This is a genomic window from Kineococcus sp. R86509 (genome assembly GCF_042466365.1).
Classification (GTDB): domain Bacteria; phylum Actinomycetota; class Actinomycetes; order Actinomycetales; family Kineococcaceae; genus Kineococcus.
Genome location: NZ_JAXHCE010000001.1, coordinates 1,129,572 through 1,149,072, shown reverse-complemented (window position 1 = coordinate 1,149,072; position 19,501 = coordinate 1,129,572). Strand labels below are relative to the sequence as shown.

The window sequence follows — 19,501 nt, the reverse complement described above, 5'->3', positions numbered from 1 at the left end:
CTCAGGGGAGGCCGGGGAGCTCCGCGCCCAGCACGGCGGCCGGTGAGTCGGTGGTCAGGAGTTCGGTGAGCGCCCCGCGCAACGGCCACGCACCCGCGACCTGCGCCAGCCCGCAGGCCGCGGCGGCCGGGTCGACCGCGATCACCTCGTCCTCCGCGGTCACCCAGAAGCGCACCGGCTGTCCGTCGCACCGCAACGAGGTCACCTGCGACCAGGTCGCCGGGACGCCCGCGGCGAGGACGCCGACCGTCGCGGGGACCGTGCGCGACTCCCCGACGGGGTGCTCCAGCCGGCCCGCGCCGCGCTCGGAGCTGAGGTCGAGCTCCAGCAGGTCCGCGACCGCGGTCGCCGCGGCGGCAGGGACCAGCAGCCGGGGCCCCAGGTCGGTGCGCTGGGCCCACGCGGGGGAGTCGACCACGACGACGTCGTCCGCCTCGGCCACGACCACCGCACCGGCCGCGTCCAGGGCGGCGAACCGCTGCGGCGCAGCGAAGACCGCCGCCTGCGCGGAGCGACCCAGCAGGGCCCACAGCAGCATCAGGTCGACGGCGGCCGGGGGGGAGCCGGCGCTGGCCCGCAGCAGCCCGGGGAGGTCGTCGGCGCTCGCGCTCGCCAGGTCGGGGAGCACGCCGAGGGCACGCCGGGCGAGCGGGGGCAGCGGCGCGACCCACTCCGGGGCGAGCGACAGCCACGACGGGGCCGCACCGTCGGGGGCGCGGGACACGTCGGGCAGCGGGCCGTGACGGCGCAGCCACCACGCCACCAGACCCTGACGCCGGTGCGCGCCGAGCGTCCACGGACCGGTCAGGGCCTGCAGCCCCGTCGGTGACCCCGCGAGGTCGGCCAGCACCTCGGGCCAGGCATCCAGGACCAGGTCCAGGTCGCGGACGACGACGACGTCGGCCACGAGGGCCTCGCCCTCCTCCGCCAGGTCCGCCCAGACGTCCTCGACGTAGTCGGCGAAACCCGCCAGCCCCGCCTCGTCGGCGCCCTCGAGGTCGTTCAGGTCGAGTTCGGCGACGTGGGTGAGGGCCGGACCGGACAGCACCCCGACGGCCCGCAGGACGTCGGACCCCCACTCCTGCAGCGTCTCCGGAGCCACCGGCGTGACGTCGTCGGGGTCGAAGGCCCGCTCCGCCAGCGTCCCGGCCAGCAGCAGCGCGCCGGCCGGCGCGAGGTCGTCCTCGACGTCGGGCAGGGCCAGGTCGGCCAGCCAGGGCAGTTCCCGCGCCGTCCGCAGGACCGTCTCCTCCTCGGCCGCGGAGCCCGGCCGCGAGCCGATGACGGCGGCGACGAGGTCGAGGACCGCCGCGGCGACCTCGTCGGGATCCTCGGCGTCGGGGGAGGCCGCCACCGCGGCGCGGACCGCCGGGTCGGTGAGCACGGCCCACGCCCCGCCCTCACGGGCCCCGAGCCGCACCAGCAGGTCCCGCGCCGGCCCCTGCGAGGCGGCCGGGTCCACGACCCGCAGACCGTGCGCGGCGAAGACCTGCGCGGCCTGCGTCCCGAGGAGGTCGGGGTCGTCGAGCAGGACCGTCCCGCGGGCCCCGTGGACGCGTCGCCCGTCGAGCAGCGGGACGGGCAGCCCGGACATCGCCTCCCGCGCGGAGGGGTCCGCGGCGAGCGGGGCCAACGCGGCGAACAGCTCGCGGCTGCCCTCGGCGTCCAGACCGGGCAGCAGGTCCAGCACGTCGGCCAGACCGAGGCGCGTCACCCCGAGCTCGGTGAGCAGCCGGTCCACCGCGCGCGGTGCCGCCACGAGACCGGCCAACGCCGGGGCGAGGGCCCCGAGCAGGGCGGGGTCGTCCGCCCCCGCACCGGTGAGCGCCACCGCGGAACTCGGCCGCAGCAGCATCGGTGCGCCGTCGACGCGTTCCACCGCACTCAGCACGGGGGCGTCCCGGGCGCGGTCGAGGACGCGCAGCCGCAGCTCGGCGTCGACGCGACCCGCCGCGGCGCCGTAGGGCAGCAGGGCGAGGGCGTCCCCGCCGTCGCCGGCGAGTTCGCTGAGCAGCGCGCAGAACGCGTCGGCGGCGGCGTCGAGGAGGACGTCCGCGGCCCGTCCCGGCGCGATCCGGCGCCGGTCGGGACCCAGCGGGAACGTCGCCACCAGCACCGCGGGCCACGGGAGGTCCTCGTCGGTCGGGGTCGGGGCGCACACCACCCCGGGCGTCCGGGCCTCCGCCACGGTGGGCAGCGCCCAGGTCAGCTGCCAGCCGAGGCGCCGCCGGTCCTCGACCCCGCGGTCGGCGAGGTCGGCGGGGTCGTGGCGACCGCTGCGGCGCAGGACCCGCCACCGCTCGTGGACGTCGGCGAGGCGACGAGGGGGCGAACCCGGGACCTCCACGACGATCTCGGCCAGCGTCGGCAGGGCCAGCAGCAGCACGTCGTCGACACCCCCGAGGGACCCCGTGAGCAGCGCCTCGACCGCGTCCCGCGCGTCGGCGTCGCGCAGCGGCAGCTCCACGACGGTGTCGTAGCCCGCGGGGACGGCCGCTGCGTCGGGAGCCGGGAACGGCAGTCGCAGGACCGGGACGTGACCGTCCCGACCGTCCACCTCGGCGACCAGCGCAGCGGAGCCCCGTGACCTCAGCAGGTCGGCGGACGCGCTGCGGGAGAAGCGCACGGCACCCGGGACCGACCGGACCGCGGGATCGTCGCAGACCGCGAGCACGGCGGCGAAACCCACGCCGAACCGGCCGACGACCGCCGTGGCCGGGTCCCGCTTGGCGCTCGCCCGCAGCGTCGCGAGACCCTGCACGCCGGCGGCGTCCAGCGGGGTGCCGGTGTTCGCGGCCAGCAACCGGCCCGGACCCCCGGCCGGGTCGTCGAGCAGGCGCAGCAGCAGCCGGCCCTCGACGCCCGCGGCCGACGCGGCGTCCGCCGCGTTCTGGGCGAGCTCGACGACGAGCCGGTCGCGGTAGGCGCCGAGGGAGGCGTCCTCCTCGGCGTTGGCGTCCTCGCGCAGCCGCGCGGGGGAGTCGTTCCAGGCGGCCAGGACGCGGGCACGCAGGGCGGCGGTGCCGAACGGATCGACCCCGTGGGCGTCGGTCAGCTGCCGGCTCCGGCGGTGAGCTCGTCCTCGAGCGGCTCGTCGGCGCCCGTCCCCGAGGGGACCAGCTCCAACCCCTCCGGGTCGAGGTCGTCGATCAGCGGGACGGCGGGGGCGTCCGCGGTGACCTCGACGTCGGTCTCGCTGTGCGCGCCGCAGCCGTGGTCCAGGCTCACGACCCGTGCGTCCTCGGGGGACCACTCGTTCGCGCAGACGCCGAAGACCTGACGCAGCGAGCCGGCGAGCGGGAGGAAGTACCCGCAGGTCGAGCAGGGCGCCTTGGCGTGCTCGGTGATCTCGTTCTTCGGGCCGCGGTCACCCTCGTACCAGCGGGTCGCGGCCTCGTCGCGGCCCGCCAGGTTCAGGACGCGCTCGCGACCCAGACCGAGTTCCCAGAGGGCGAGCTCGTCGGCGTCGGCGTTGCTGGTCCACTCGTAGCCCGGGTCGAGGAGGGGGTCGTCCTCCCGGCGCGGCAGCGTGTCCTGCGGGCCGACGTCGCCGGGGGCGATGCGCTGGTCCCAGGGCAGCCACGTCGGCGCCTGCAGGGCGTCCTCGCCGGGCAGCAGGCAGACCTCGTTGACCGTCACGTTCTTCGCGCGGGAGGCGCGGGTCACGGTGACCGTCCAGCGCCAGCCGCGGTAGCCCGGCAGCAGGCACGCGAAGGCGTGGCTGACGATCCGGTCGCCCTCGGCGGAGGCGTCGAGGTACTCGCCCACGCTGCCCGCCTCGGCGACGTCCTCGGCCGCGGCGCGCGCGAGCTCGACGGCACCGCCGGCGGCGGCGTCGAGGGAGGGCTTGCGGGCGCGCTTCGCCCTCTTCGCGCCGGGAGCGGTGTCCGCGGTGTCCTCGCTCACGCGCCGGCCTCGAGGTCGTCGGCGACGGCGCGCAGGACGGTCGCGAACTTCCCCGCGGCGTTCTTGTCGGGGTAGCGACCCCGGCGCAGCGTGCCGGAGACGCCGTCGAGCAGCTTGATGAGGTCCTCCACGATCGGGACCATGTCCTCGGGCTTCTTCCGTGTGGCGCGGGCGACGGAGTGCACCGGGTCGAGCAGGCGCACCGAGAGCGCCTGCGTCCCGTTCTTGCCCTGCACGACGCCGAACTCGACGCGGCTGCCCTTGGACAGCGTCGCCGTGCCCGTGGGCAGCGCGGAGGCGTGCACGAAGACCTCGGCGCCGTCCTCGGCGGCGAGGAAGCCGAATCCCTTGTCGGCGTCGAACCACTTGACCTTGCCAGTCGGCACAGGAACCTTCTCCAGTTTGCGGTGCGGGCGCTGCGGGGTGTCCGCGCGCTCCGGCGGGTGTGCGTTCGGTGTCGTGAGAGCCGGCTGCGGCGCACCCGCGGGCGGGAGCCCGGGGACGCGCCGTACCGGCGGTCTCCCCCAGGTTAACGGGGGAGGGGGACCGCGCGCTTCCCGTTCTGCAGGTCGGCGGCGTGGGTGGCGAGCCAGTCGGGGAAGTCCTCCAGGCCGGCGAGCACCACGTCGGCTCCCGCGTCGAGCAGCGCGGCCACGTCGTGGGAGCCGGTGGTGACCGCCACGGAGACGGCTCCGGCCACCTGCGCGGCCCGGACGTCACCCGGGTGGTCGCCCACGTAGGCCGTCGCTCCGAGCTCGGCGAGCCGCTGCCCCTTGGCCTCGGCGAAGAGGTCGCCGGTCACGTCGGTGTCCTGCACCGCCCCGGCGAGGCCGGTGACCGAGAGGACGCGGTGCACGTTCGGGGTGTGCTTGGCGCTGACGACGACGCTGCGCCCACCGTGCGCGGCCGGTGCGGCGAGGGCCGCGGCGGCGGCGGGGTAGGCGCGCACCGAGGCGATCCCCAGGGAGGGGTAGAGCTGGCGGTAGCGCGCGGTGAGGGTCTCGATCGCCGCCGCGGGCGTCCCCGGGGCGAGGCCCGCGAGGATGAGCTCGAGCGGCATCCCGGCGTAGGGCCAGGTGTCCGCGGCGGTGACGGTGATGCCGACCTCGGCGAGCACGGCCCGCAGGGTCGCAGCGATCCCGTCGCTGGAGTCGACCAGCGTCATGTCCAGGTCGAAGCCGACGACCGGGACGCCGGCCGCGGGGGCGTTCCGGCTCGGGTCCCCGACGGCCTCGGGCACGGTGCTCATGGCCCCAGCGTAGGTGCTCGTCCCGGGCCGACCCCGGCGCGCCGGGGGTGATCACGCGGTGAGACGCTTTCCACCGCCGGTTGCGCACCCCTCGTGGCTGCGCGATGGTGCACGGTGCGAGGCGGGGTCGGTGCCGCCGGTCCTCGTCCCACGCACGTCACGTTGACGAGGAGTGAAGAGGAAACGCATGGCTGACTACACGCTTCCGGACCTTCCCTACGACTACTCCGCGCTCGAACCCCACATCTCCGGGGCGATCATGGAGCTGCACCACGACAAGCACCACGCCACCTACGTGGCCGGCGCGAACACCGCCCTGCAGAAGCTGGCCGAAGCCCGCTCCAGCGACGACTTCGCCACCGTGAACCTGCACGAGAAGAACCTCGCGTTCAACCTCGGCGGACACGTCAACCACTCCGTCTTCTGGCCCAACCTCAGCCCCGACGGCGGCGACAAGCCGGTCGGTGAGCTCGCCGCGGCCATCGACGACAGCTTCGGCTCCTTCGAGGGCTTCCAGAAGCACTTCACCGCCACCGCGCTGGGCATCCAGGGCTCCGGCTGGTCGATCCTGGCCTGGGACTCCATCGGGCAGAAGCTGGTCAACGTCCAGCTCTACGACCAGCAGTCCAACATCGCCCTGGGTCTGGTGCCGGTGCTGGTGCTGGACATGTGGGAGCACGCCTTCTACCTGGACTACAAGAACGTGAAGCCGGACTACGTCAAGGCCTGGTGGAACGTCGCGAACTGGGCGGATGCCGCCTCGCGCTTCGAGCGTGCGCGCAGCCAGACCGTGGGCCTCATCGTCCCCTGAGGACCCCGCAGCGCCGAGCGACCCCCCACCGTGCGGTGGGGGGTTTTCTCGTTCCCGGGCCGATCGCCCCGAGGTGCTCGCCTCAGGACAGCGTCGCGTGGTCGGCGGGGTCCCAGGCCAGCACCGCGAACACCTGCACCACCGCCGCCTGCTCGAGCAGCTGGGTGGAACCGTCCAGCACACCGTCGTGCGGGAAGTGGAACAACCCGGTGGCGGGGTCGCGGCGGTGGCGCCAGACCCGCTCCGCGTAGGCCGTCATCGCGTTCCGGTAGGTGCAGCCGCCGACGACGGACTCGAGCAGCAGCAGGTTCTTGAACCAGATCGAGTTGAAGAACGGCGGGTGGTCGTCGACGCGACCGCCGTCGACGAAGTGGGCGATCGAGGCGTCGGCGACGCGGCGCGCCTCGCGCAGGTACCTGCGCTCACCGGTCGCCCGGTGGAGCAGGGTGTTCACCCCGACGGGAACCCTCTGGTCGTAGGACCAGACCGTCGGTTCGATCGTCCCGTCGAGGCCGAGGTGGTCGGAGTACAGGCCGTCGGGACGTTGCAGGTACCGGTTGGTCCAGGTGTGGTACTTCTGCGCGCGGTCCAGGTAGCGGCGTTCGCCGGTGAGCTGGAACAACCGCAGCGCGAGTTCCGCCCCGGGCATGTTCGACACGGTGTTGCGGTCGGTGCTCCACGGTGCCTGCGTCCAGAACACCCCGCCGGGATCGGCGTGCGTGGGGTCGACGTCCCAGCCGGACTCGACGAGGTCGGAGATCCTGCGCGCCTCGCGCAGGGCGGTGGGGTTCGGCGCCATCCCGTGGGCCTGGACGTCGAGCAGTCCCACCCACTCGTTGTCGTCGTAGAACAGGTCCCCGCCGCCGGCGTACGGGGGGAGCGGGGCGGACGCGAACCCGGGGAGACCGGTCGTTCCGGCGATCGTCCGGTAGAGCTACTGCGCCGCAGTCAGATCGCGCAGCCCGTGGCGGTAGCGACGGCCCGCGCCGCCGGGGATCCCCGTCAGGTCGAGGCCCGCCAGGCGCTCCCGGCCCGGTCGGCCCAGGGGGAACCCCGGTCGGCCGCCTGCGCCGCCGGGGTCGCGAGCCCGGCGGTGGTGGTGGCGGCGATGCCGGTGAGGATCGTGCGTCGGGTGAGGTTCTGCACGGAGCGCTCCAGACGTCGGTGTCGAGGCCTGAGAACGTTCACCGTGAGTTGCGAGTGGTCAACCACCCTCGCGGTTCAGGTGCCCGCGGAGTTCGGCGAGGAACGCCCGGGTCGCGGCCGACGACCCCGGTCCCGCGTGCAGGACGCAACTGCGCCGGGCGGGCCCGTCCGTGACGGCCAGGGTGTGCACCCCCTGGGCCGGGCCCACCGCGGAGGCCGGGAGCAGGGCCACCCCGAGGCCGGAGCGGACGAGGTCCAGCAGCAGCGGGAGGTCGTCGGTCTCCACCACGACGTCCCGGGCGAGGCGGGCCGCGGTGAAGGCCTCGTCGCTCTGGCGCCGTCCCCCCGTACCCGCCGGGAAGTCGACGAAGGGCAGGCCGGCGAGGTCGCGCAGCCGGACCCGGCGGCGCGTCCGCAGCGGGTGCCCGGCGGCGACGACGGCGACGTGCGGTTCGGTGGCGAGCACCTCGACCTCCACGCCCGTGGGTGGGGAGTCCAGCGGGAACCCGGCGACGCCGACGTCCAGGGTCCCCGCGGCCACCTGGGCCAGGGACACCTCGCTGCTGTGCACGGTGACGGTGGCGCGGATCCCGGGGTGACTGCGGTGCAGCGCGGCGAGCACCTCGTGGATCCGCAGGTCGGGCAGCGTGGGGATCGTGCCGATCCGCAGCCGGCCCTCGATCGCGCCGGAGGCCGCGACCACGTCGGTGCGCAACCGGTCGAGTTCCGCGAGCACCGCGCGGGCGCGGGGGAGCGCCGCCTCACCGGCCGCGGTGAGCCGGACCCGTCGGCTGGTGCGCTCGAAGAGCGGGGTCCCGAGCTCCTCCTCGAGGGTCGCGACCTGGTGGCTCACGGCGGACTGCGCGATGCCGAGGTCGGTGGCGGCCCGGGTGAAGTGCAGGCCGTCGGCGACGGCGAGGACGCAGCGCAGCTGCAGGGGGGTCACCGGCCGACGGTATCCCCGGCGGCACTCGTCGATCGCGATCAACGATCGATCGAGCCGGTTCGACCGCTTGGACAGTCGGACCCGGGGCAGACGACGATGGTGGCGTGCTGACCCGACCGCTCCTGCTCGTCATGGCCGTCGCCACCGGACTCACCGTCGGGGGGAACTACGTCAACCAGCCGCTGCTGGACACCATCGCGGGCGACCTCGCCGTCAGCGACGGCCGGGCGGCTGCTCTGGTGACCGTGGCCCAGGTCTCCTACGGCCTCGGGCTGCTGCTCGTCGTCCCGCTGGGGGACCTGCTGGAGCGTCGCCGGCTGCTCACCGTCCTGGCCCTGCTCGCGGCGGCCGGGCACGCCGTCTGCGCGCTCGCCCCGAACTACGCCGTGCTCGTGCTCGGGACCGCGATCGCGGGGGTGTTCTCCGTCGCGGCGCAGGTCCTCGTCCCCTTCGCGGCGGAACTGGCCGAACCCGGCCGGGAGGGTCGCGCCGTCGGGACGGTCATGAGCGGGCTGCTCATCGGGGCCCTGCTGGCGCGCAGCGTCTCGGGTGCGCTGGCGCAGGTCGCGGGCTGGCACGCGCCGTACGCCGTGGTCGCGGTCGGGTTGGTGGTCATCGCGGTGGTCCTGCGGCGCAAGCTGCCCAGCAGCGTCCCGCAGGCCACGGGCGGCTACCTCGCCACGCTGCGGTCCGGGGCCCGTCTCGTCGCGGAACTGCCGCGGTTGCGGACCCGTGCCCTGCTCGGCGGACTGGGCTTCGCCGGGATCTCGGTGCTGTTCGCGACGACGACGTTCCTGCTGGCCGGTCCGCGGTTCGGGATGTCGGAGCTCGAGATCGGCCTCGTCGGCCTCGCCGGGGTGGCGGGGGCGTCGATGGCCTCGGTCGCCGGCCGGATGGCCGACGCGGGCCGTGGCCAGCTCACCACGGGGGTCGGGGCCGTCGGGCTCGTGCTCACCTGGGGGCTGCTGGGGCTCTCCGCCTCGACGTGGCTGACGTCGCTGCTGCTCTTCGTCCTGGGGTTCGGGCTGGCCGACATGTTCCTGCAGGCCGTCCACGTCTCGAACCAGAACGTCGTCTACCCCTTGCGCCCGGCGGCCCGTTCCCGGCTGAACTCCGTCTACATGACGACGTACTTCGTCGGCGGCGCGCTCGGGTCCGCGGTGGGCTCGGCGGCCTGGGGGGCGGGCGGCTGGGCCCTCGTCTCGGCCGTGGGGGCGGGGTTCGGCGTCCTGACGATCCTCGTCTGGCTGGTCGACCTGCGCCTCGAGCGGGCCGGGCGGCGGGTTGCGGTCAGCGCTGCCGGCGCCGGTAGCCGATGATCCCGCCCGTGCCGGCCCCCACGACGACGATCGCCGCCGCGATGGCGATGAGGGCGCCGTTGCCCGCGCCGTCGCCACTGCCGGAGTCGGGCCTGGAGGGGTCGACGGTCCCGGCCGTCGAGGTTCCCGGGCTGCTCGAGCTCGGGGCGGCCGTGGGCACGGGGTCCAGGGTCGTGGTGCCCGTCGGGGTCGCCGCCCCCGTCGCGGTGAAGGTGAAGCTGCCCGAGATCGGGTGCCCGTCCGAGGACGTGACCCGCCACTGCACCTCGTAGCTACCCGCGGGGAGGTCGCTGGTCAGGGGCTCGGTGATCGTCTCGTCCACGATCCGGGGTTCGCCCGAGGAGACCACGCCGGCCGGGCCGGTGACCTGGACCTGGGTCCCGAGGGCCAGCGGCGCCGACGACATCGTCAGCACGACCGCGTCCGGTGCCACGTCGAGCGTCGAGCCGTCGGCGGGGTCGGTCGACTCGAGGCGGTCGTGGGCGGCGGCGGGACCGGCGGTCAGCACGGGCAGGACGGGGGTCAGCAGCCCGGCGAGGAGCAGCACCCCGGCGCGGCGCCGTCCCGGGCGCTGGGTGGCGTGGCCCGTCGTGGTGCGGGTGGTCCGTCGGTCGCTGAACGTCTGCACGGGGACAGACTACGGAGCGTCGTTGGAGAGCTCGGACGGTCCGGCGGAGTGAACGAGTGCCCCGGGTCACCTTGACGCCACGCGCTGTAACCGATTGGCTGCACTCCGTCGTCACTGAATTACCGAACGTCACTTAGTGCACACGACACGTCAACCGTCGCTCCTGTTCCACCCTGGAGGCCGTCATGGTCGTCCCCCGTCCGCACCCACCCGCAGGACCGGAGGGCGGCCGGCGCGGCCCCGTCCGGCTCACCCTCGCCCTGGGCGCCGGCCTCGTCCTGGCCCTCGTCCCGACGCTGACCGCGAACGCCGCCCCCACGCCCACCCCGGCCGCCTCGGCCTTCCGGGACGGCGACTACGTCGTCACCCTCGCCCGGGACCCCATCGCGACGTACGACGGTTCCCTCCCCGGTCTGCCGCAGCTGAAGTCGGCCGGTGGCGACCTGGACATGACCCGGTCGACGACCCAGCGCTACCGCGACCTGCTGCTGTCCGCCCAGACGAAGGTCGCCGACAGCGTCGGGGTCGCCCCGCTGCAGCGCTACACGGTCGCCCTCAACGGGTTCTCCGCCAAGCTCACCGGCGCGCAGGCGACCAAGCTCGCGACCACCGCGGGGGTCGTCTCGGTCGCGCCCGACGTCGAGCGGCACCTGGTCACGAGCAGCGCCGAGGCCTCGGCCGCGGCGAGCAGCGTGACCACCACGACCGGCTCGACCAGTGCTGCGAGCACGGCCACCGCCCCCGCCCGCACGACCGCGGACTACCTCGGACTCACCGGGGCCGACGGGGTCTGGAGCCGCCTCGGCGGTGTGCAGCAGGCGGGCCGGGGTGTCGTCGTCGCCGACCTGGACACCGGGCTCTGGCCCGAGCACCCCTCCGTCGCCGGCGCGGCCCTGCCCACGGAGGCTCCCGCGGGCGAACCCTACGGCGCCTACCGCAGCGGCAGCACGATCCGGATGGCGAAGGCCGACGGCGGCACCTACACCGGGACCTGCGAGACCGGCCAGCGGTGGACCGCCGCCTCCTGCACGACGAAGGTCGTGGGCGCCCGGGCGTTCTCCGACGGGTACACCGCGGTGCACACCCTCGGTGAGGGCGAGTTCACCTCCGCCCGCGACAGCGACGGCCACGGCACCCACACGGCCACGACGGCCGTGGGCCGCAACGGCGTCCCCGCCACCATCGACGGCGACTCCTACGGCGACGTCACCGGGATCGCCCCCGCCGCCGCGTTGGCCGTCTACAAGGTCTGCTGGACCGGCGACGACGGGACGAACGGCTGCCAGACCTCCGACCTGATCGCCGCGATCGACCAGGCCGTCGCCGACAACGTCGACGTCATCAACTACTCGATCGGTTCCGGCGCGTCGAGCACGGCGGCCGACCCCGTCGAGGTCGCGTTCATGGTCGCCGCCTCCGCCGGGATCTTCGTCTCCGCCTCGGCCGGGAACTCCGGCCCGGCCGTCTCCACCACCGAGCACGCCAGCCCGTGGGTGACGACCGTCGCGGCCGCCACCTCGGTGCTGCGCGAGGGCACCGTCGTGCTCGGCGACGGCCGGAAGTTCGTCGGGGCCCGGTTGACCCAGGAACCGCTGCCCACGACCCGCCTCGTGCTGGGTTCCGACGTGGCCGCCGCGGGGAAGACCGCCAACGACGCCGCGATCTGCCTCGGTGGGTCGCTGGACCCGGTGAAGACGAAGGGCAAGGTCGTCTTCTGCCAGCGGGCGGTGACGGCCCGCGTCGACAAGTCCGCCGAGGTCGCCCGCGCCGGTGGGGTGGGGATGGTCCTCTACAACCCGACGCCGAACTCGCTGGAACCCGACGCGCACGCGGTGCCGACGGTCCACCTGGACGCCGGGGCCGGCAAGACCCTCCTCGGGTACCTGCGGACGCACCGCACCAACGCGACGGTGTCCTTCCAGCCCGGGAACACCACCCGCACCCCGACGCCGGCTCCGCAGATCTCCGCGTTCTCCTCGCGCGGGCCCGCGCTGGTCGACGGCGGCGACCTCCTCAAGCCCGACCTCACCGCCCCGGGTTCCGGCGTGGTGGCGGGCTACTCGCCCGTCGCGGACGGCGCGCGCGGCAACCTGTTCGCCCCCGAGTCGGGGACCTCGATGTCGGCCCCGCACGTCACGGGCCTGGCGGCGCTGTACTACGCCGCGCACCCGGAGTTCACGCCCATGACGGTGAAGTCGGCCCTCATGACGACCGCGCGGAACCTGCTCGGTCCCGACGGCACCCCGGCCCTCGACCCGTTCGCCGGGGGAGCGGGTTTCGTCGACCCGACGAAGATGCTGACCCCGGGTCTGGTCTACGACTCGACCCCGGTCGACTGGTTGCGCTACCTCGAGGGTTCCGGCGTGGCGACCGGGACCGGCGTGGGCGCGATCGACCCGAGCGAGCTGAACCAGGCCTCGATCGCGGACGGCGACCTCGCGGGTGCCCGCACCGTGACGCGCACGGTGACGGCCACCACGGGCGGGTACTACTACGCCACGGCCCAACTCGCCGGGTTCGACGTCCAGGTCCAGCCCAGCGTCCTGAAGCTGGACGCCGGGCAGAGCGCGCAGTTCCGGGTGACCCTGACCCGCACGACCGCGGCGCTGAACACCTGGGCCTCGGGTTCGCTGACGTGGAAGGGCGGCGACGGCCTCACCGTCCGCTCGCCGATCGCGGTGCGACCGATCCCGCTGGCGGCTCCGGCCGAGGTCGCGGGGACCGGTGCGAAGGGTTCCGTCCAGGTCGGTGTCACCCCCGGTTTCACGGGTGACCTCGACCTGACCACGACCGGCCTCGTGGCCGGGAAGCGGAGCGCGGGCTCCGTCGCCGTCGGGGACAGCGTCGAGTTCCCCGTGACGATCCCGAAGGGCACCACGTTCAGCCGCTTCGACCTGCGCGGGGAGGCCGGGTCCGACGTCGACCTCTACCTCTACTCCGCCGCCGGGGAGCTGCTCGACCTGTCGGCCTCCGCGTCCACCGACGAACGGATCGACTCCTTCGTCGACCCGGGGAACTACGTCCTCGTCGTCGACGGCTACGCCCCGGCTCCGGGGACGTCGTCGATCGGGTTCACGTTCACCTCCTTCGTCCTCGGGCCGGACGCGAAGGCAGGGACCCTGGCCGCCACGCCGGACCCGTTGACGGTGACCACCGGTCGCCAGGTCACGTACACGCTGGCCTGGTCGGGGCTGGACCCCTCGACGCCCTACCTGGGCACCGTGGGCTACGGCGACACCACGCGGTCGACGGTCCTGACCGTCGGCTGACCCTCCCGCGGTGACGAGACCGCCGTCCCCACCCGGGGGCGGCGGTCTCGTGCGTTCACCCCGAGGGTGTCCGCCCGCGCGTGCCGCCGCCGTGGTGGAGCAGGACCGCTGCCGTCGGGTCGGGCGCGGGTGGCAGAGTGGGACCGTGCAGCAGCAGAAGGCCCAGCCGACCAACACCGGGGCGATCGCCGGCGTCGTCGCCTCCGTCGCGGGGCTCGTCGTCTCGCTCGCGTTCGCCCCGCTGGGACTGGTCATGGGTGTCGTGGTGGTGGTGCTGGGGGTGCGCGCGCTGCGCTCCGGACACCCGGACCGCGGCTGGTGGACCCTCGCGCTGGCGCTCGCCGTGCTCTGCACGGCGTCGGGCGTCTTCGGGACGGTCGTCGGGCTGGCCCACGTCCGCGGATGAGGCCGCTCGTCGTCACGGCGACGTTCGACGTCGCGACCCAGGCGAGCCTCGACCGGCTGCGTGAGCGGTGGTTCCCGCCGGAGCGCAACCAGCTCGCGGCCCACCTGACCCTCTTCCACGCCCTGCCGGGGGAGGCTCTCGACGACGTGTGCGCCGCCCTGGACCGCGCGTGCGCGGGTGCGGCGCCCCGGGCCGAGGTGAGCGGGGTGCGGTCGCTGGGGCGCGGCGCGGCCCTCGTCCTGGACTCACCCGGGCTGGTCCGGGTCCGGGCCGGGCTGGCCGCGGAGTTCGCGAGCCGGCTGACCCGGCAGGACGGCCAGGGGTTCCGCCCGCACGTCACGGTGCAGAACTTCGTGACCCCCGAGGTGGCCCGTTCGACGGTCGAGGAGCTCGGCCGGGACCTCGTGCCCTGGACGGTGCAGGTGAGCGGCCTCGCGGTGCACCGCTACCTCGGCGGCCCGTGGGAACTCCTCCGGGAGTCCCGCTTCACCGCGGTGTGATCAGACCTCCCGCGAGGACGGCAGGGGTTTCGTGCACAGGACGTCGGGGCAGCTGAGGTAGCCGAGCCGGGCCCAGAACCGCCGTCCCGCCTCGTTCTCGGGCATCACCAGCAGGTTCACCCGGGGCAGGCCGCGCCCGGCGAAACGTCCCTCGAGCTCCGCGACCAGGGCGGCGGCGAGTCCCCGCCGGCGGTGGGCGGGGAGCACGGCGAGACGGTGGATCCAGCCGCGGCGGGCGTCCGTGGTGCCCACCACGACTCCGGCGATCCCGTCCGCCACCTCGGCGACGAGCAGCAGTTCCGGCGCGTGCCCACGGATCGCCGCGAGTTCGTCGGCGGGGAGAGGTTCCCGACCGCAGGCGGCCCAGACTGCCTGGACCGCGGGCAGGTCCGCGGGCGCGAAGGTGCGGATCACCGGCCGGCGAGCTGGCCGGCGAGCTGGACGGCGGAGGGCAGGGCGGCCAGCACCGCGTCGATCTCGTCGGCGGTGCTCGTCGGGCCCAGGGTGAAGCGCACGGCGGTGCGGGCGAGGTCGGCGTCGATCCCGGTGGCCAGCAGCACGTGCGAGGCGTCGTCGGAGTCGGCGGCGCAGGCCGACCCGCTGGAGCAGACGATCCCGACCTGCTCGAGCTCCGCGAGGACGGTCTCGCCGCCGACGCCCGCGAAGCAGAAGGAGGCGTGGCCGGGCAGGCGCCGGGTGCGGTGGCCGGTGAGGCGGGACCCCGGGACCGTGGCGAGGACCCCGTCGATCAGTCTGTCCCGCAACGCCGTCAGCCGGGCGACCTCGGCCTCCCGGGTGGTCGCGGCGGCGTGCAGGGCGACGGCGGTCCCCACCGCGGAGGCGACGTCGGAGGTCCCCGAGCGTCGCCCGCGTTCCTGCCCGCCCCCGTGCAGGACGGGCGCCAGCGGGACGACGCCGCGGACCCAGAGGAACCCCGCACCGCGCAACCCGCCGAACTTGTGCGCCGACGCGGACAACGCGTCGACGCCGAGTTCCGCGACGTCCAGGGGCAGGTGCCCGGCGGCCTGCACCGCGTCGGTGTGGAACGGGATCCCGAACGCGCGGCAGCGGGCCGCGATCTCGGCCAGCGGCTGCACGGTCCCGATCTCGTTGTTGGCGTACATCACCGACACGAGCGTCGTGTCCGGGCGCAGCACCGCGTCGAGCGCGGCCAGGTCGAGCAGGCCGTCCCCGTCGACCCCGACCACGTCGACCTCGAACCCGCTCTCCCGCAGGGCGGACGCGGTCTCCAGGACGGCGGGGTGCTCGATCGCGGAGACCACGACGTGGCGGCCACGGGGGTTCGCCGTGGCGATCCCCGTGATGGCCAGGTTGTCGGCCTCGGTGCCGCCGGAGGTGAACACGACCTCCCCCGGACGGGCCCCGAGGACCTCGGCGACGGCGTGGCGCGCCGCGTCCAGCCCCGCCTTCGCGGCCCGGCCCACCTCGTGGCTGCTGGAGGGGTTCCCGGTGACCTGGGTCAGGTACGGCCAGACGGCCTCGAGCACCTCCCGGCGCGGCGGTGAGGTCGCGGCGTGGTCGAGGTAGATCACGCGCTGACCGTGGTGTCGAGCCCCAGGTCCAGGGTGCGGGAGTTCTGGGTGAGCGCGCCCACGGAGATCAGGTCGACCCCCGTCTCGGCGATGGCGCGGACGGTGTCGACCCGCACGCCGCCGCTGGCCTCCACGAGGGCCCGCGAGCGCTGCCGGACCAGGCGGACCCCCTCGGCCAGGTCGGCCAGGGAGAAGTTGTCCAGCAGGACGACGTCGACGTCGGCGGCGAGGACCGCCTCGAGCTGGTCGAGGCGGTCGACCTCCACCTCGATGGTCGTCGTGTGCGGGACCTGCGCCCTCACGCCCTTGAGCGCGGTGGTGACGTCGATGCCCTGCGCGAGCAGCACCGCGAGGTGGTTGTCCTTGACCAGCACGGCGTCGGAGAGCGACCAGCGGTGGTTGTGCCCGCCCCCGGCCCGCACGGCCGCACGTTCGAGCGCGCGCATCCCCGGGGTCGTCTTGCGGGTGTCGACGACGCGGGCGTTCGTCCCGGCGACGAGGTCGACGAACGTCGCGGTGTGGGTCGCGATCCCGGACAGGTGCTGCAGCAGGTTCAGGGCGACGCGTTCGGCGCGCAGGACCCCCCGGGCGGTCCCGCGGACCCGGCCCAGCACGTCCCCGGCCCCGAACCGGGTGCCGTCCCCGGCCAGTTCCAGCAGTTCCAGCGAACCGCCCGTGAGGTCCGCGGTCCGGGTGAAGGCCGCGCGGGCGCAGGCCGCACCGGCCAGGACCCCGGGTTCGCGGGCCACCAGCTGCGCGTCGGCGAGCGCGTCGGGCGGCAGCAGGGATTCGCTGGTGACGTCGCCCCAGGGGGCGTCCTCGGCCAGCGCGAGGGCGACGACGGAGTCAGGGGTGTTCACGGGATCCTCCGGAAGGACCGGCGCCGGGCGTGCCCCGGTGCGGTGGGGTGGTCGCTGCGGAAGTGCGCGCCGAGGCTCTCCTCCCGCGCGGTCGCCGCGGCGACCAGCAGGTGGGCGGCGAGCACGAGGTTGGCGTCCTCGCGGGTGTGGCGGGGCACGTCGAGGTCCTCGGACAGGATCTCGACGGGGTCCTCCTGCGGGGTGAGCAGTTTCATCGCCACAGCGAGCCCGGCGTCGTCGCGCACGACACCCGCGTGCTCCCACATGGCCGCCTGCAGGTCACGGCGCCCGACGTGGGAGGCGACGGGCAGCGCGGCCCCGGGCACCTCGACGACCTCGTCCTCGGGGAACTCCGCCGCGGCGACGCCGTTCTCGCGGATGTCGCGCACGACCTGACCACCGGTGACGAGCGCCTCGAGCAGGGAGTTCGACGCGAGCCGGTTCGCGCCGTGGACCCCGGAACAGGCGACCTCGCCCGCGGCCCACAACCCGGGCAGCGTGGTGCGCCCGACGGCGTCGGTGCGGATCCCGCCCATCCAGTAGTGCGCGGCGGGGGTGACGGGGATCGGTGTCGTCTCGGGGTCGATGCCGGACTCCCGGCACAACTGCGCGATCCCGGGGAACCGCTGCGCGAAGGGCTTCCCCAGGGTCGCGGCGACACCGGTGGCGTCGAGGACGACGGGTTTCCCACCGTGCTCGGCCATCGCGGCGGCGATGGCCCGGGCGACGACGTCGCGCGGGGCGAGTTCGGCCCGCGGGTCCACCCGGAGGGTGAACCGTTCACCGGCGGCGTCGAGCAGCACGGCGCCCTCACCGCGCACGGCCTCCGACACCAGGAACGGGTGCGCGACGGCGGCGACCGTGGGGTGGAACTGGAAGAACTCCAGGTCCGCGACCGCCGCACCGGCGCGGAACGCTGCGGCCAGGCCGTCGGCCGTCGCGACCGGCGGGTTCGTGGTGTGGCTGAACAACTGTCCCGCCCCGCCGGTGGCCAGCACGACGGCACCGGCGTGGACGCGCAGGACGTGGGTGGCCCCGTCCTCCTCCGCACCGGAGACGAGGTCGGCACCCACGACGCGACCGCCGTCGGTCCGCAGCCCGGCGAGGAAGGTCTGCTCGCGGATCGTCACGTCGCTGCGGCGCACGGCCGCGGCGAGTGCGGCGGAGATCGCCGCACCGGTCCGGTCACCGCCCGCGTGCAGGATGCGTGAGGTCGAGTGCGCGGCCTCCAGACCGAGCGCCCAGCCCCCGGAGGCGCCGCGGTCGAACTCCACCCCGCGCTCGGCGAGGACCCGCACGGCGGCCGGACCGGCCTCGCACAACGCCTGCACCGCAGCAGGGGAGGACAACCCGGCGCCGGCGGCCAGGGTGTCGGCGACGTGTGCGGGGACGTCCTGCGGCCCCACGGCCGAGGCGATCCCGCCCTGGGCGTAGTGCGTGCTGCCGTCGCCGAGCTCCGTCTTCGTGGCCAGCACGACGCTGCCGTGGTGGGCGGCCTCGAGGGCGGCGGTGAGCCCGGCGATCCCGGCGCCGACGACCAGGACGTCGACGTGGAGCTCCTCCACGAGTTCGCGGCGGCGGTTCACGGGTGGACGGCCAGCATGCGTTCCACCGCCGTGCGCGCGTGGCCCGCGACGTCGGCGGCGACGCTGACCTGGTTGACGACCCGGCCCTCGACGAGGGACTCCAGCACCCAGGCGAGGTAGGCCGGGTGGATGCGGTACATCGTCGAGCAGGGGCAGACGACCGGGTCGAGGCACTCGATCGTCAGGTCGGGCCGGGTGTCGGCGAGGCGACGGACCATGTTGACCTCGGTCCCGATCGCGAACGCCGTCCCGGCCGGGGCGGCGTCGACCGCCTTCTGGATGTACTGCGTGGAACCCGCCTCGTCGGCGGCGTCGACGACCTCCATCGGGCACTCGGGGTGGACGACGACACGGACGTCGGGGTTCCTCGCCCGGGCCTGCGCGATCTGGTCGACGGTGAACCGCTGGTGCACCGAGCACCACCCGCGCCACAGCACGACCCGGGCGTCCTGAAGGGTTTCCGCGGAGTTGCCGCCGTGCGGTTTGCGCGGGTCCCACACCGGCATCCGCGCGACGTCGACGCCCATGGCCTTGGCGGTGTTGCGGCCCAGGTGCTGGTCGGGGAAGAACAGCACGCGCTGTCCCCGCTCGAAGGCCCACTCCAGGACCTCGCGGGCGTTGGAACTGGTGCAGACGATCCCGCCGTGGGCGCCGCAGAAACCCTTGAGGGCGGCCGCGGAGTTCATGTAGGTCACGGGGATGACCGGCACCCGGCCGTCGGCGTCGGCCTCGGTGCCGTAGAGCGCCTCGAGCTGCTCCCAGCAGGCCTGCACGGAGTCGATGTCGGCCATGTCGGCCATCGAGCACCCCGCGGCGAGGTTCGGCAGGATGACCGGCTGGTCCGGGGTGGTCAGCAGGTCGGCCGTCTCGGCCATGAAGTGCACCCCGCAGAAGACGACGAACTCCGCCTCCGGGTGCCGCTGCGACTGCTGCGCGAGCTGGAAGGAGTCCCCGACGAAGTCGGCGTAGCGGACGATCTCGTCGCGCTGGTAGGCGTGGCCGAGGATCGACACGCGCGGTCCCAGGGTCGCCTTCGCCGCCAGGATCCGGCGGTCCAGCTCCTCGGCGGGCAGCAGCCGGTACTCGGACGGGATCTGCTGCTGCACCGGGGAGTCGGCCGGGGCCGGGTCCTGGCGGGAGGCTCCCGCGCCGTAGGTCGGCAACGGCAGGGGCCGGCCGGGGACCGCGTCGAACTGCCACGGGGCGGTGGGCAGGTCGGGGTCGCAGGTGCTGTCCGCGCCACCGGGGGCGCGGGTGAGCAGGGCGATCTGCGTGGGGACGGACGCCATCGTGACGGGCCTGTTTCTCGAGGAGTTCCTGTG

18 protein-coding genes are annotated in these 19,501 nt (G+C 74.8%); 5 read left to right on the top strand and 13 right to left on the bottom strand.

Translation table 11 applies throughout. The features are described 5' to 3' along the window. Position 1: 1 nt before the first annotated feature. From SJY07_RS05375 to SJY07_RS05360, 4 genes are all read right to left on the bottom strand, one after another. Positions 2–2,998: a sacsin N-terminal ATP-binding-like domain-containing protein gene (locus SJY07_RS05375; RefSeq protein WP_380162184.1), complete on the bottom strand. Its 2,997-nt coding sequence runs from the start codon at positions 2,996–2,998 to the stop codon at positions 2–4. A gap of 53 nt (positions 2,999–3,051) precedes the next feature. Next, entirely contained in the window at positions 3,052–3,906 is an 855-nt protein-coding gene (locus SJY07_RS05370; protein ID WP_380157521.1) for a DUF3027 domain-containing protein, read from the bottom strand. Then, the gene (locus SJY07_RS05365; protein ID WP_380157520.1) at positions 3,903–4,292 is read right to left on the bottom strand and encodes a cold-shock protein; all 390 of its coding nucleotides are present in this window, start codon (positions 4,290–4,292) and stop codon (positions 3,903–3,905) included. The genes SJY07_RS05370 and SJY07_RS05365 overlap by 4 nt, the downstream gene beginning before the upstream one ends. 143 nt (positions 4,293–4,435) lie before the next feature. After that, the gene (locus SJY07_RS05360; RefSeq protein WP_380157518.1) at positions 4,436–5,155 is read right to left on the bottom strand and encodes an HAD family hydrolase; all 720 of its coding nucleotides are present in this window, start codon (positions 5,153–5,155) and stop codon (positions 4,436–4,438) included. 187 nt (positions 5,156–5,342) lie between these two features. Between SJY07_RS05360 and SJY07_RS05355 the strand changes: the two genes are divergently transcribed. Then, a complete protein-coding gene (locus SJY07_RS05355) occupies positions 5,343–5,966 on the top strand; it encodes a superoxide dismutase (protein WP_380157516.1) in 624 nt (207 codons plus the stop codon). Between the two features lie 82 nt (positions 5,967–6,048). Here SJY07_RS05355 and SJY07_RS05350 read toward each other — a convergent pair whose 3' ends face one another. The 3 genes from SJY07_RS05350 to SJY07_RS05340 form a co-directional block, all read right to left on the bottom strand. Next, entirely contained in the window at positions 6,049–6,819 is a 771-nt protein-coding gene (locus SJY07_RS05350; protein WP_380162182.1) for a glycoside hydrolase family 76 protein, read from the bottom strand. A 149-nt stretch (positions 6,820–6,968) separates the two neighbouring features. Then, positions 6,969–7,112, bottom strand: a complete 144-nt coding sequence (locus tag SJY07_RS05345) for a hypothetical protein (protein WP_380157514.1) — start codon at positions 7,110–7,112, stop codon at positions 6,969–6,971. A gap of 58 nt (positions 7,113–7,170) precedes the next feature. Continuing rightward, complete coding sequence (locus tag SJY07_RS05340) at positions 7,171–8,058, bottom strand: LysR family transcriptional regulator (RefSeq protein ID WP_380157512.1); 888 nt, start codon at positions 8,056–8,058, stop codon at positions 7,171–7,173. Between the two features lie 104 nt (positions 8,059–8,162). Here SJY07_RS05340 and SJY07_RS05335 point away from each other — a divergent pair, with 104 nt between their 5' ends. Next, on the top strand, positions 8,163–9,377 hold the full coding sequence (locus tag SJY07_RS05335) for an MFS transporter (protein WP_328295281.1): 1,215 nt from the start codon (positions 8,163–8,165) through the stop codon (positions 9,375–9,377). Here SJY07_RS05335 and SJY07_RS05330 read toward each other — a convergent pair. Beyond that, the gene (locus tag SJY07_RS05330) at positions 9,349–10,005 is read right to left on the bottom strand and encodes a copper resistance protein CopC (protein ID WP_380157510.1); all 657 of its coding nucleotides are present in this window, start codon (positions 10,003–10,005) and stop codon (positions 9,349–9,351) included. The genes SJY07_RS05335 and SJY07_RS05330 overlap by 29 nt on opposite strands. A gap of 185 nt (positions 10,006–10,190) precedes the next feature. Between SJY07_RS05330 and SJY07_RS05325 the strand changes: the two genes are divergently transcribed. The 3 genes from SJY07_RS05325 (at position 10,191) to SJY07_RS05315 (ending at position 14,180) form a co-directional block, all read left to right on the top strand. Further along, complete coding sequence (locus tag SJY07_RS05325) at positions 10,191–13,274, top strand: S8 family serine peptidase (protein WP_380157508.1); 3,084 nt, start codon at positions 10,191–10,193, stop codon at positions 13,272–13,274. A gap of 145 nt (positions 13,275–13,419) precedes the next feature. After that, on the top strand, positions 13,420–13,680 hold the full coding sequence (locus SJY07_RS05320) for a hypothetical protein (RefSeq protein WP_380157506.1): 261 nt from the start codon (positions 13,420–13,422) through the stop codon (positions 13,678–13,680). Next, positions 13,677–14,180, top strand: coding sequence for a 2'-5' RNA ligase family protein (locus SJY07_RS05315; RefSeq protein WP_380157504.1), 504 nt, complete (start codon positions 13,677–13,679; stop codon positions 14,178–14,180). Before SJY07_RS05320 ends, SJY07_RS05315 begins: the two co-directional genes overlap by 4 nt. Here SJY07_RS05315 and SJY07_RS05310 read toward each other — a convergent pair whose 3' ends face one another. Genes SJY07_RS05310 through nadA form a run of 5 tightly spaced genes read right to left on the bottom strand, consistent with a single transcriptional unit; the run spans position 14,181 to position 19,468 of the window. Continuing rightward, entirely contained in the window at positions 14,181–14,594 is a 414-nt protein-coding gene (locus tag SJY07_RS05310; RefSeq protein ID WP_328295286.1) for a GNAT family N-acetyltransferase, read from the bottom strand. Further along, the gene (locus SJY07_RS05305; protein ID WP_380157502.1) at positions 14,591–15,733 is read right to left on the bottom strand and encodes a cysteine desulfurase family protein; all 1,143 of its coding nucleotides are present in this window, start codon (positions 15,731–15,733) and stop codon (positions 14,591–14,593) included. Before SJY07_RS05305 ends, SJY07_RS05310 begins: the two co-directional genes overlap by 4 nt. Then, positions 15,730–16,593, bottom strand: coding sequence for a carboxylating nicotinate-nucleotide diphosphorylase (gene nadC, locus SJY07_RS05300; protein WP_380157500.1), 864 nt, complete (start codon positions 16,591–16,593; stop codon positions 15,730–15,732). The genes SJY07_RS05305 and nadC overlap by 4 nt, the downstream gene beginning before the upstream one ends. Next, entirely contained in the window at positions 16,590–18,179 is a 1,590-nt protein-coding gene (nadB, locus tag SJY07_RS05295; protein WP_380157498.1) for an L-aspartate oxidase, read from the bottom strand. Before nadB ends, nadC begins: the two co-directional genes overlap by 4 nt. Next, positions 18,176–19,468: a quinolinate synthase NadA gene (nadA, locus tag SJY07_RS05290; RefSeq protein ID WP_380157496.1), complete on the bottom strand. Its 1,293-nt coding sequence runs from the start codon at positions 19,466–19,468 to the stop codon at positions 18,176–18,178. Before nadA ends, nadB begins: the two co-directional genes overlap by 4 nt. Positions 19,469–19,501: the final 33 nt, after the last annotated feature.

What these genes read in the sequence shown, in the direction of transcription:
- SJY07_RS05360 (WP_380157518.1), bottom strand. Translation starts at nt 5,155, where the DNA reads ATGAGCACCGTGCCCGAGGCCGTCGGGGACCCGAGCCGGAACGCCCCC.
- nadA (WP_380157496.1), bottom strand. Translation starts at nt 19,468, where the DNA reads ATGGCGTCCGTCCCCACGCAGATCGCCCTGCTCACCCGCGCCCCCGGT.
- SJY07_RS05355 (WP_380157516.1), top strand. Translation starts at nt 5,343, where the DNA reads ATGGCTGACTACACGCTTCCGGACCTTCCCTACGACTACTCCGCGCTC.
- SJY07_RS05315 (WP_380157504.1), top strand. Translation starts at nt 13,677, where the DNA reads ATGAGGCCGCTCGTCGTCACGGCGACGTTCGACGTCGCGACCCAGGCG.
- SJY07_RS05325 (WP_380157508.1), top strand. Translation starts at nt 10,191, where the DNA reads ATGGTCGTCCCCCGTCCGCACCCACCCGCAGGACCGGAGGGCGGCCGG.